This window comes from Flavobacterium sp. KMS, assembly GCF_000813005.1.
GTDB lineage: Bacteria > Bacteroidota > Bacteroidia > Flavobacteriales > Flavobacteriaceae > Flavobacterium.
Window position 1 is genome coordinate 1 of record NZ_JSYP01000008.1, and the last position, 13021, is coordinate 13021.

Consider the following 13021-nt stretch of genomic DNA (forward strand, 5'->3'; position numbering starts at 1 on the left):
TTGGCATATCGGCGTCTGATAACATCATTTTCAATATTATGACCACCTTCCTGGACTCTGGTTCTTACTCGTTCAATAGCCAGATTAACATCTTGAAGCCAAAAAAACAAAAGTATAACCTTATATCCTTTTTCCTGCGCCAGAATTACTTTTGATTTATAACTTTTTGTGGCTAATGTTGTCTCAAAAGCAAATACTTCATTGTTAGATAATAGCTCATTTATCCTATGTAACATTATTCTGCCAGCTTCAAAAGCAACTTTTTCTGGCTGAAAGGGTGATAGACCTTTCGCAATCTCATCTGCATTTACAAACTCCTTACAATTTAATATTTCTGGAAGTATTGTAAATGAAGCGGTTGTTTTACCTGCTCCATTACACCCTGCTATTATATAAAGATTTTTACTCATTTGAGCAAAGATAAGCAATTTCACATTTAATATAAATAGTTTATATTAGGTTCTGTCGCATCTATCAGAATCAAATATAAGAATTTAAGTGATTTAAAATTTAGCATGCCAGTTTACAGAATGATTTAAACATAGATTTCCCTGGTTTGACCATCTGATTCTTTCTAAGCATATGCACAACTTCAATTCCACTCAATGTTCGCCTAGCCGATTCAAAACTTTTAAAACCTAACCCGTTTTGTATTCGCCATTTTATAAATCGATGGTCCTGTTCTACAATATTGTTGAGATATTTACACTGCCGGATTTTAATCTTTGAGCATAAACGCTTGTTATAGACTTTGATAGGGGCAGTATTAGAACCACTTTTATCAATGTTTATTACTCTTGGCCTGTAGTTATCACTAATTGCTTTAATTAGAAATGACTGCGCACTCATTCTCTGTCTTTTTCTGGTCAAAAGAAAGTCTACTGTATTGCCTAATTTATCTACTGCTCTATATAAATAACACCAAATACCATTTACTTTGATATAGGTCTCATCTAATCTCCAGCTCCCTCCCACGCTACCTTTTCTCTTCTTCATCGCTGACTCAAGCAAAGGTGTAAACTTATAAACCCAGCGCTGAATCGTAGCATGATCCACAAGCACTCCTCTAATTTTCATTATTTCCTCAACATCACGGTAACTAAGTGTAAATCTTAGCTTGAAATATACTGCCTGAAGAATTATATATTTTGGATAACAATGACCTTTAGTATTCATCTTTTGATCGGTTTAAAATTCTAAAGATAAAAGTTATTCCCAGATGCGACAGAACCGTATCTTCTGTTTGTATGCTTTTTTACTGCATAAATGTGAGCAGTAAACAGAAGCCACAGTTTTAGGCAGAAATTCCTCCCCGCAGTTAAGACATTGTTTATTTATTCTTTTCATCATCTTTGTCTCCTCATTAAGGTACCATAAGTAGACATAAGTGCCACTTCGTCTCCTTTTAAGTGCCGGTACAAATATGGTACAAATATATGATAAAAAACGATTAAAAAAGAGCAGAAACAAAAATGCATAAAAAAGAAAAACCGCTGTAAACTTTACGTTTACAGCGGTTTAACACTTATTATTAACTGATGTTAATCAGTAATTATTTGACTTCTTCGAATTCAACGTCTTCAACATTGTCTCCTTGAGCTTGCTCTTGTTGTGGAGCAGCTTGTTGACCTTGTTCACCTTGAGCGTACATTGCTTCTGTAGCTGTTTTCCAAGCTGCATTAATGTTGTCAAGAGCAGTTTGAATAGCTGGAATGTCTTGAGATTGGTGAGCCATTCTCAATTCAGTTAAAGCGTACTCAACAGCAACTTTATGATCGTCAGCTAATTTGCTTCCTAACTCTTTTAATTGAGTTTCAGTTTGGAAAATCATGCTGTCAGCTTCGTTTAATTTCTCAGCTCTTTCTTTTGCTATTTTATCAGCGTCAGCGTTAGCTTCAGCATCTTTTTTCATTTTTTCGATTTCTTCAGCTGTTAATCCAGAAGAAGCTTCGATACGGATATCATGAGATTTTCCTGTTCCTTTATCAGTTGCAGAAACTTTGATGATACCATTAGCATCGATATCAAAAGTAACCTCGATTTGAGGAACTCCTCTTGGTGCTGGTGGAATACCATCTAAGTGAAAACGACCGATAGTTTTGTTATCAGCAGCCATCGCTCTTTCTCCTTGCAATACATGAATTTCAACAGATGGTTGAGAATCAGCAGCAGTAGAGAAAACTTGAGATTTTTTAGTTGGAATAGTAGTATTAGACTCAATTAATTTAGTCAATACACCACCCATAGTTTCGATACCTAAAGATAAAGGTGTAACGTCAAGTAACAATACATCTTTTACATCTCCAGATAAAACTCCACCTTGAATAGCTGCTCCAATTGCAACAACCTCATCAGGGTTAACACCTTTAGATGCTTTTTTACCAAAGAATTTTTCAACTTCGTCAGCGATTCTTGGCATACGAGTAGAACCTCCTACAAGAATAACTTCGTCGATATCAGCAGTAGTTAAACCTGCATCTTTTAATGCTTTAGCAACTGGCTCCATAGAACGTTTAACTAATGAATCAGTTAATTTTTCGAACTGAGCTCTAGACAATTTTTTCACTAAGTGTTTTGGTCCAGAAGCCGTAGCAGTTACGTATGGCAAGTTGATTTCAGTTTCAGAAGAAGAAGACAATTCAATTTTTGCTTTCTCAGCAGCTTCTTTCAAACGCTGTAATGACATTGGGTCAAGACGTAAGTCAATACCTTCTTCAGCTTTAAATTCGTCAGCTAACCAGTCAATAATTTCGTGGTCAAAATCATCTCCACCTAAGTGAGTATCACCGTTTGTAGATAATACTTCAAAAACTCCGTCTCCTAATTCAAGAACAGAGATATCAAATGTACCTCCACCTAAATCGTAAACAGCAATTTTTTGATCAGTTCCTTTTTTATCTAATCCGTAAGCCAAAGCTGCTGCTGTAGGCTCATTGATGATACGCATAACTTTAAGACCTGCAATTTCACCAGCTTCTTTCGTAGCTTGACGTTGTGCATCATTAAAGTAAGCAGGAACAGTAATAACCGCTTCAGTTACAGTTTGACCTAAATAGTCTTCAGCAGTTTTTTTCATTTTTTGAAGAGTCATTGCAGACAATTCTTGAGCAGTATATAAACGACCATCAATATCCACACGTGGAGTATTGTTGTCACCTTTTACTACTTTGTAAGATACTCTTTTTGCTTCGTTTGTAGTCTCAGCAAAAGTGTGTCCCATAAAACGTTTAATAGAAGCAATCGTTTTTGTAGGATTCGTTACCGCTTGTCTTTTTGCAGGATCACCCACTTTAATTTCTCCACCTTCAACAAAAGCGATGATAGATGGCGTTGTTCTTTTTCCTTCTGCGTTAGGAATAACAACTGCTTCGTTACCTTCCATTACAGAAACACAAGAGTTCGTAGTCCCTAAATCAATTCCGATTATTTTACCCATTTTTTTATATATTTAATTTTGATGTATACTTATTTTAACAACTCATGGTGCTTAAGTCAATCTTTGTGCCAATACAAAAAAACCATATAAATTGTCAGTTTTCCATACTGGCACACCAAATATTATATGACAACATGACATTTTTTCCTACTGACATTTACGTCACAACCCAATATACAATGTCATTATCAGGAGCTATTCCTGCTGTACACTATATCTTTTTCTGTCTAAAGGAGCCAGAAAAAGGATGCCGTTTCCATCAGGGCTAGAACAACCATTACGCTACCCTACTTTAATACTTCCCTAAAAATATAAAATTACAAATCTTATATAAAATACTATATTTCAAAAAGTTATTAAAAACATAAATTTAAACATAAATATCCAAAAGACAATGAATTTTAAGGTCACGATAAAAAAACATAACCGATACGAAACTTAATCTTAACTTTATTATCAAAAAAAAATTAGCATAATCTAATAGCATAATACCCTACAGGATTTAAATAATTTTAAGGAAATAGCTACATTAGCACCATTTTTAAATTACTTATATTCACAGGAACAGCAACAAAACAAATAGAATTGATGAACAACTGCTGTTCTAGATTAAAAATACTTTCCAAAATAGTAACAGATAAGAACATTCAATGAAAGCATACATTCAAACAGACAAATCCGGAAACTACTACAATGTAAACGCTTATGTTGCCAATGAAGGCTTTCAATCTTTAGGTTGGGAAACAAAAAAATACTTTTTAATAGATGACATCACAGACAACAACCCCGAAAGTTTAGTTGTTGGCGGTATTGGAAACGTGAGAAAACGATTGGAAAAATTCGGAATAGAGCGCCCTACAAATGAAATAGATTATCCTCAAGAATTAGAAAAATATTTAGGCAGGAAGGTTTGGGTTTCTACAATTGAAGAAATATTTGCAGACGAAAAAAATTGGAATGTTTTTATAAAACCAAAAAAAGACACCAAAAAGTTTGCAGGAAAAGTCGTTAAGGATTATAAAGACTTTATTGGAATTGTTGACAACGACAATCCAACGCAAATTTGGTGTTCTGAAATAGTAAATTTTAAAACTGAATGGAGATGTTTTATAAGATACGGTCAAATTTTAGATATTAGACAGTATAAAGGTGCTTGGGATTCTAAACTCGACTTGTCTATAATTGAAAATGCTGTTAAAGATTTTAAAAGTGCTCCAGCTTCATACGCTTTAGATTTTGGTATAGATGAAAATGACACTATGAAATTAGTCGAAATAAATGATGGACATTCGTTGGGAACTTATGGAATAAGCCCTACAAATTATGCTAAGTTTTTATCTGCAAGATGGTCAGAGTTAACAAAAACAAAAGATTATACTCGATTTTAAAAATACGATTACCAACAAGTAGATTCGGAATATTAACCCACAAAAAAATGAAACTAAAACTAACTTTACTCTTTTTGACTTTGTCTATTTCGGCATTTGCACAAACCAATTTAGGAATTGGTTTAATTGCTATTAAATTTAATGACAAAACAGTTTTGCCCTTTTATTCTTCAATTAATGATAAACAACCTATAAAAACAATTCGTTTTTTTAATGATGAAACGATCAACAGCTGGAACATTCAAGATCTCAAAAATCAACAAAAATGGTTAAAACCAGAAATACTATGGTTAGATTATAACTTCTTTATTTTCCGCTGCGAGAAACAAGAAAAAGACTGGTTTAAGATAATTGTAGACAATGAGTCTGGAAAATCACTCTGGATTAAGAAAAGTAAAAATACCGAATTTAGAGATTGGGAAAAGTACCTTCAGGATATGTTTAGAATTTCAAGAAAATCGAAAGCTGACAAAATTTATAAATTGCCAAATACAAATTCCGGAACAATTAAATATTTAGGAGAAGAGTGTTTTCAGGTTAAATCGATGAAAGGCGATTGGATTCAGATTTTCACATCTGAATGTGATGACGTAAGAAGTGAAATAAAATCAGGATGGATAAAATGGAAGAATGGAAACACTTTACTAATAGAATGTTTTCCAACAAGTTAAAATAATCAAAAAACAAATACAGCAATATTACATTAGCATTTTTCAAAATTACGTAAATGGAAAATTACAGCATCATCATATTTATACTCGCAATAGTAATAGGGCTTTCGGTACTTGCAGAACAAATAAAATTGCCCTACCCTATCTTACTGGTAATCGTAGGTATAGCCATAGGATTTATTCCCGGAATTCCTGAGATAGAAATTAATCCCGAGATAATCTTCCTACTCTTCCTGCCACCATTATTATACGACGCCTCATTTAATATTTCCCCAAAAGATTTTAAGACCAATCTTAGTACAATAGGCACACTAGCAATACCTTTAGTATTTCTTACCACGTTTTGGATAGCCGTAGTAGCGCGTTATATGATACCAGGAATGACATGGCCACTAGCATTTGTATTAGGCTCCATACTCTCTGCAACCGATGCTGTTGCTGCCATGAGCATTACCAAAGGATTAGGACTATCACACAAAACCATAACAATCCTAGAAGGCGAAAGCCTTATTAACGATGCTTCAGCATTAGTAGCATATCGCTTTGCAGTTGCAGCAGCATTAGGATATTCATTTGTAATATGGGAAGCAACATTACAATTTATACTATTATTAGGAGGTGGATTTCTGGTAGGTTTTACAATGGGAAAAATTTTAGCGTTTGTACTCCAGAGAGTACATAAAAACCCAATAGTCACAATAAGCTTCATGCTCCTTATGCCTTTTGTAACCTATTTGGTTGCCGAACACCTGCATGTTTCAGGAGTTATCGCCGTAGTAATATTAGGACTAGCAATAGCACGTTTTAGCAACAAGATTTTCCCCGAAAGTTTAAAGAACCAATCCAAAGGATTATGGGATATTATTATCTTCCTCCTAAACGGATTAATCTTTATCCTAATCGGACTCAATTTTCCGTACATCCTAAAAAATATCGACAACAGTCTTATACTACCTTATATTGGTTATGCAGTAATAATAACAATTGTAGCATTATTGATACGAATGACAAGGGTATTTCTTCAGAAAATAAAACTTCAGAAAGCATTTCAAAAAAATGACACGAAAAAAAGAAAAGTTAGCGAGCACACACTTCTGGATTCCAAGAATAGTTTCATAATAAGTTGGTCTGGAATGCGCGGTATTGTTTCGCTAGCCATTGCCATGGGATTACCCAAAACACTCGAAGACGGAAGTCCATTTCCCCAACGAAGCGCAATAATATTCATATCCGTTGCAGTAGTATTACTAACTCTCATCGGGCAAGGACTTACATTACCGTGGATAGTTAAAAAACTTAATCCAAAAAAGGAATAATTATTTTCAGGAGCTAATCCTGCTCCCGAAACTTCGGGACGCTATATCTTTTCCTGTCTAAAAAAGCCAGAAAAAGGATGTCGCTATTATCAGGTCTAAGAATTTTGTGACAGCTTATATATTTTAATTAATTTAGATAAAGCATTTAAATTTGTAAACAACTACCTTAGCAATAAAATAATAAATGGTAAAACTTAACTATAAAAATTATCAAATCGAAGTCATAAACGACAGCAATTACACGATAAACTCGGCTGATAATTTAAAAGTTTACGATACAGTTTTCTTTCCTGGAAAAAATAATGAAGATCGGTTTTACCCAACAAGTAAATGCGGAATTATTATTAAAGAATCCGATAATGAAATTGCAAGTGCCATAATTTGCGAAAGCGGTGGAGCAACAGCAATAACCGAAAAATCATTTGTAATCGAAGAAGACAAAATCTGGATTTGCGTTTGCAACAAAGTATATTGTCTTGAAATTCCAACATTAGATTTAATATGGCGCAAAGAAATAGATTTTATAACCAATTTTTCAATTCATAAAGTCGAAGATGATTTTATTATCCACGGAGAACTCGACATCAAAAGAATAACCAAGAGCGGAGAGATAATATGGAGTTTTGGAGGGAGAAATATCTGGGTAAATCAAGAAGGGAAAACAGAATTTAGTATAGAAAATAATCAAATTCATTTATTCGACTTCGAATCAAATGAATACATTTTAGACTTTAACGGAGAAACTATTTTAGACAATCCAAAACCAAGCTCTGAGAAAAAATGGTGGGACATTCTTAAAATAGCCCAAGAAATCAAGAAAAAATAAAACAATAGTCATTTTATAAAAAACATTGATAAAACAATGAAAAATACCGCATACCTCCTACTAGCATCAATATTACTTTTCTCTTGCAATCACGCCACAAAAGAAAAAACAATCGATAAGTTAGAGAATAACACTGACTCTATTCAAAAAGAAGAAATTAAATCCGATTCGATAGAAAAGCATCAAACTTTTAATGACTCCATTGATAGTTTAGATCAAGATTTAAAAGCTTTTGTGCCAAAAGAATATAGTGTTATAAGCATAGAATCAGGAAATCTTAATTTTGACCCATATACCGATGCTATCTTAGTCTTACGCAAAACCAGCGAAGCATCTACATCTAACTATGCCGAAAACAAACCCGATAAAAGACCATTACTTATCTTGTTAGGTCAAAAAGACGGTACTTACAAACTAGCGTATCAAAATGATAATGCCGTGTATTGCATAGATTGCGGCGGACTTTTTGGAGATCCATTTACAGGAATAACAATAAAAAATGGTTATTTCTCTATAGAACATGGCGTTTCAGGAGGACATCATTGGGAAAATGTTACTACATTTAAATATAATAAAGTCAAAAACAATTGGTTTCTGTACAAAGACCATTATATAAACTACAAACTTAATGACGGTAATGATAAAAATGCCGAAGCCTTAGTTGTTGATTATGAGAAACTAAAAACAGTAAAAGACTTTGGAGAAGTTTCGTTTGAAAAATTCAATATCTATAATGATAAAGGATATTAAAAATAGTATTAAATTCGAATTATTAAAAGCCAAGTTTTATATTTAATTATTACCCAATGAAACAAACCCTATTATTATTCTTAAGTTCAATACTCTTATTATCTTGCTCCGATAAGCAAAAAAAACAAACAGAAGAAACAGAACAAGAAACCACAACCTCTACTACAGAAAACAGTACCACTAGCGGCAAAACTGCCGTTTTTAAATGGGATACCGAACTATGTGCCAATACAGGAACATATGACTCAGAAAAATACACCGAAGAAGAATTAAAGAACACCTACGATTTATGGTTTTCTAATTCAGGCGGCAGTTTAAGTACCAATTCAAGCCCGAGTTCTCAAGCCGAAATCGATAAACTAAGCCTTTCTGATTTAACCGCAGAATACAATGAGAAAAAAGCTTTTTATAACAAAAAAATGATTTCATCACCGTATTGGGAAAAAATAAAAGCGGAGAAGTTACATGAATTAAAGGACACATACGAACTAACAAGAATAGCTATCGAGGCCTATTCCAATCCTTCAGTCTTACTTAACAATCGATTCTCTAAAAATTGTACAGAATATACAAAAGCATTAACTTCTAATGATTCCATTTTAATGCTGAAAACCTGGAATAATTTGGCTGAAAAGCAAAAAAAGAATAATGGTAGTCCAGAAGATTTTATGAAAAGACATCTGGAGAAATACAATTCTAAAGACAGAGTTCTAAATGCTAAAATAGAATTAATGACCTATGGCTGGTGGAATTGCGCTAATGCCGCAACATTCAAGATAAATGATGATGGTACTATGGCAAAAGAATTTGCCAAACTGTTTATAAAAGTAACTTCAGAGTGTGACGAACCATAAATAATTCGAGAACATTTTTACTATAAACCGTTGAGTATAACTCGCAAAAATGACATTTACAAATAGAAACATAGATAAATATTTATGTTTCTATTTGTTTAAACTAATCTCAACCAACAGGTTATTACAATAAAACCATTCTACAAAAACACTATGAACAAAATAGTATTACTTCTTTTTATTTTCATTTCATCATCATTGATAGCTCAAAAAAGGAGTCAAAAAGATAACTATGTTGTTCAAATAAAAAAAGTAAAAGGAGATTTAAACAAAGATAATTTACCCGATTTGGTTGTAGTTACTCAAGATACCATAAACCCAAAAGCTCCTTATAAACTAAGCATATTCTTTGCTCAACCCAACGGTACTTTTAAGTTAATAGTTTCAACAATAAAAGCCATTGACCCACAATATCCAGAAGGCAAAAATGGATATTACAATGGGAATTCTTTTTATGATATCACTATCGAAAAAGGAATCTTAACTATTAAAAACGAGCTAACAAGAGGCAATTTCGAACATAAATTTCGCTATCAGAATACTAATTTCGAATTAATCGGTTTTTCAGAAGTATATTCAGATGGACAAGGAACAATGGGAATGGTCGATTTTAATTTATCAACCGGAATACGAGTAAGCACAAACGAGCGTTACGATGATAGCAATGAAAAACCTACCAAAAGCCAAAAGAAAATCCTAATACGCCCTTTGCCAAAATTACAGGATTTCAAACCATTTACTACCGAATTTTACTAAAAACAGAATACTACATTAATAAAATTAATTCGTAGAAATTCGTACAATTTGTGACAAAAAACTGTTTAGTATTAGCAATAAACAGCTCTTAAAATAATATCACAAAATCATTTTCCTTTAATTATACTTTAACTACCATAGCAATAGCTATTCAATTTTTATTCGTATTTTCGATTCTCAAAAAAATTGTATTTCCTCAAATAATCGATTGATTATTAGCAATACATCGTAAATAACTATAAATATAGAATTAAAATGGTTTCATTTAGCAAAGAATTGTCTTTCCGTTGGTCTGATCTAGACCCTAATTTTCACTTACGCCATAGTGCTTATTATGATTTTGGAGCACAACACCGTATCGAAATTTTAGAACAACTAGGCTTGACTTTAAAAGTAATGCAACAACAAAGCTTTGGTCCTGTGCTTTTTAGAGAAGAATGTATTTTTAGAAAAGAAATAAAACTTTCGGATAAAATATTCATCCATACCAAAACATCAAAGATGAAACCTGATGGATCACGCTGGTCAATTATACATGAATTTATCAATGAAGAAGGAAAACTTTGTGCAACCATTACTGTCGATGGTGCATGGATGGACACCAAACTAAGAAAACTAGCTTCTCCTACTCCATCAATCGCAATAGAAGCATTGAGTATCTTCCCGAAAAGTGAAGACTTTGTAGGGCTTTAAACTCCCTAATAATACCTCATCAATACGCATAGGTAAGTCCATATTTTGTGTGGAATTATTATAAGGTTCTTTGTAAAATAATAACAATTTAAAAAAACATAATTATGAAAAAAGTAATCATAGTTCTAATAACAATTGTATCATTAATATCATGTAACAACCAAAACCCACAAAATATGGATTCTAAAAACACCGAATTAGTCAAACAGTATTTTACCCATTTCAACAATCACGATTGGAAAAAAATGTCCGAAATGTATATTCCAACCGCCGAGTTTAAAGACCCGTCTTTAGGGCCTGGAATTGTAAAACAAACTCGTGCAGAGATAGAAAAAAAATACAGCGAGTTAAACCAGATTTTTCCAGACTTAAAAGATAAAGTGATTCAAGTATATCCATCAGGAGAAAAACACGTAATCATAGAATTTGTTTCTAGCGGAACAGCTGAAGATGATTCGACTTTCGAATTACCAATTTGTACCATCTTTACCATCGAAAACGGACTAATAACCAAGGATTTCACGTACTACGACAACTTCGAAGATCAAGAATAAAGATTGTCTAAAAAAGTAACGCGGATGATGCGGATTTGCTGAAGCAAAAACGCGGATAAAAACAGATTTTATATGAATATGATTGTTATATAAAACTTACATAATCTCTTTTTAAAAATTTCATTTTTAAATCTTACAATTAATAAATTCGTACTATATTTCATTCAAATAATAGCGAATTTATTAAAACATGAAATTACTGCATCAACAGTTAACAGATTCCATAATTAAAACTTTTTATGAAGTTTATAATGAATTGGGACATGGCTTTTTGGAGAAAGTTTATCAAAATTCTTTGTATTTAGAATTAAAAAACAAAGGATTTAAAGTTGAAGCTCAGAAGAAAATTAGTGTTTATTACAAAGGAATAGAAGTTGGAGAATATTATGCTGACTTAATTGTAGAAGATTTAATTATATTAGAACTAAAAGCTGCTGATTGTTTAGTAAAAGATTTTGAAAATCAAGTTCTAAATTATTTAAGAGGCACAAACTGCGAGGTAGGATTACTTTTAAACTTTGGAAAAAAACCTGAATTTAAAAGAAAAATTTTCGAAAATACCAGAAAAGCAAAACAATAAAATCCATTTTATTCATCTTTTAACACGCATCAAAATAATAAATCCGTTTTTATCCGCGTCTTCGCTTTAGCAAATCCGTATAATCCGCGTCCAAACACGCTATCAAACATAAAAAAGAAGGTGTTTTTCGAAATAATTATATCGATGCTGACGGAAAAAGCAAAGACGATGTTTATTATAGCATTATTAAAGAAGATTGGAGCGAATTAAAAGCTTCCAATTTCTCTGAATTTAATTAAATTTGTGTTTCCATTAGAAACATACAATAAAACTTTAGCCATTCAGATATCAAGAAAATTAAGCTTTCACTACTTAATGACACTTAATACCTTAGTGGTAAAAAAATCAACCAATGATAAACCTTTTAAAAGACTTTAGATTAATTGTTGCTATAGTAATAATACTGATTATAACAATCCTATTGGCTACTATTATCGATAAGCTTTTTATTCGTTTTATTCGCCGCCGATTAGGCGTTAACGATTTTGATAGTACAGGATATAAATTCTTGAAACATTTAGTAATCACTATAGTTTATATTCTAGGGATTGCATTTGCATTAATACAAATTCCAGAATTTAAACTCATAGGACATTCATTACTTGCTGGTGCAGGAGTACTTTCGGTTATTGCAGGACTTGCTTCGCAACAAGCTTTAAGTAATATTATGAGCGGGATATTCTTAGTGATTTTTAAACCTTTCAAGATAAATGATAAAATAACAATCAATAATTTTAGCGGTGTAGTCGAAGATATCAATTTAAGACAAGTGGTTTTAAAAGACATGGAAAACAACCGTATTATTATTCCAAACTCCGTTATAAGCAATCAGATTATTCTAAACACAAATATGAATGATTCTAAATGCTGCAAAATAATCGAAATAGGAATAGGTTACGACTCAGATATTGATAAAGCCTTAGCGATAATGAAAGATGAAGTTGCTAAACATCCTCTTTTTATAGATACACGAACTGCTGCAAACAAAAAAAATAATGCTCCACTAGTTGTAGCAAGAGTTGTGGCGCTTAACGATTCGAGCGTAAACTTAAAAGTTTGGGCTTGGGCCAAAGATGCGACCGATGGTTTTGTTATGTATTGCGATTTATTACACAGTATAAAAAATCGTTTTGATGCCGATAAAATAGAAATTCCATTCCCACAACAAGTTGTTACGCTAAAAAAAGAACTCTAGTT

General features: G+C 32.5%; 14 protein-coding genes. 11 read left to right on the forward strand and 3 right to left on the reverse strand.

The window, feature by feature from the left end; translation table 11 throughout:
- From OA93_RS09485 to dnaK, 3 genes are all read right to left on the reverse strand, one after another.
- On the reverse strand, positions 1–410 hold a 410-nt coding region (locus OA93_RS09485), incomplete at its 3' end, for a zeta toxin family protein (protein ID WP_039112952.1).
- A 100-nt stretch (positions 411–510) separates the two neighbouring features.
- Positions 511–1176 (reverse strand): IS6 family transposase, encoded by a 666-nt coding sequence (locus tag OA93_RS09490; protein ID WP_039112953.1) that lies wholly within the window; start codon positions 1174–1176, stop codon positions 511–513.
- A gap of 376 nt (positions 1177–1552) precedes the next feature.
- Entirely contained in the window at positions 1553–3436 is a 1884-nt protein-coding gene (gene dnaK, locus OA93_RS09495; RefSeq protein WP_039112954.1) for a molecular chaperone DnaK, read from the reverse strand.
- Between the two features lie 650 nt (positions 3437–4086).
- Between dnaK and OA93_RS09500 the strand changes: the two genes are divergently transcribed.
- The 11 genes from OA93_RS09500 (at position 4087) to OA93_RS09550 (ending at position 13019) form a co-directional block, all read left to right on the forward strand.
- Entirely contained in the window at positions 4087–4824 is a 738-nt protein-coding gene (locus tag OA93_RS09500; protein WP_039112955.1) for an ATP-grasp domain-containing protein, read from the forward strand.
- A gap of 47 nt (positions 4825–4871) precedes the next feature.
- Positions 4872–5495 carry a hypothetical protein gene (locus tag OA93_RS09505; protein ID WP_131474471.1) on the forward strand — a complete coding sequence of 208 codons (624 nt, stop codon included), beginning with the start codon at positions 4872–4874 and terminating at the stop codon, positions 5493–5495.
- 56 nt (positions 5496–5551) lie between these two features.
- A complete protein-coding gene (locus tag OA93_RS09510) occupies positions 5552–6811 on the forward strand; it encodes a Na+/H+ antiporter (RefSeq protein WP_039112957.1) in 1260 nt (419 codons plus the stop codon).
- Between the two features lie 184 nt (positions 6812–6995).
- Positions 6996–7637: a hypothetical protein gene (locus OA93_RS09515; RefSeq protein WP_039112958.1), complete on the forward strand. Its 642-nt coding sequence runs from the start codon at positions 6996–6998 to the stop codon at positions 7635–7637.
- 36 nt (positions 7638–7673) lie between these two features.
- Positions 7674–8387 carry a hypothetical protein gene (locus OA93_RS09520; RefSeq protein WP_039112959.1) on the forward strand — a complete coding sequence of 238 codons (714 nt, stop codon included), beginning with the start codon at positions 7674–7676 and terminating at the stop codon, positions 8385–8387.
- Between the two features lie 56 nt (positions 8388–8443).
- The gene (locus OA93_RS24085) at positions 8444–9241 is read left to right on the forward strand and encodes a hypothetical protein (RefSeq protein ID WP_052259419.1); all 798 of its coding nucleotides are present in this window, start codon (positions 8444–8446) and stop codon (positions 9239–9241) included.
- A gap of 153 nt (positions 9242–9394) precedes the next feature.
- Positions 9395–9997: a hypothetical protein gene (locus tag OA93_RS09530; protein WP_039112960.1), complete on the forward strand. Its 603-nt coding sequence runs from the start codon at positions 9395–9397 to the stop codon at positions 9995–9997.
- A gap of 255 nt (positions 9998–10252) precedes the next feature.
- Entirely contained in the window at positions 10253–10690 is a 438-nt protein-coding gene (locus OA93_RS09535) for an acyl-CoA thioesterase (protein WP_039112961.1), read from the forward strand.
- Between the two features lie 104 nt (positions 10691–10794).
- Entirely contained in the window at positions 10795–11244 is a 450-nt protein-coding gene (locus OA93_RS09540) for a nuclear transport factor 2 family protein (RefSeq protein WP_039112962.1), read from the forward strand.
- Positions 11245–11434: 190 nt separating this feature from the next.
- A complete protein-coding gene (locus tag OA93_RS09545; RefSeq protein WP_039112963.1) occupies positions 11435–11824 on the forward strand; it encodes a GxxExxY protein in 390 nt (129 codons plus the stop codon).
- Positions 11825–12176: 352 nt separating this feature from the next.
- Complete coding sequence (locus OA93_RS09550) at positions 12177–13019, forward strand: mechanosensitive ion channel family protein (RefSeq protein ID WP_039112964.1); 843 nt, start codon at positions 12177–12179, stop codon at positions 13017–13019.
- Positions 13020–13021 lie beyond the last annotated feature (2 nt).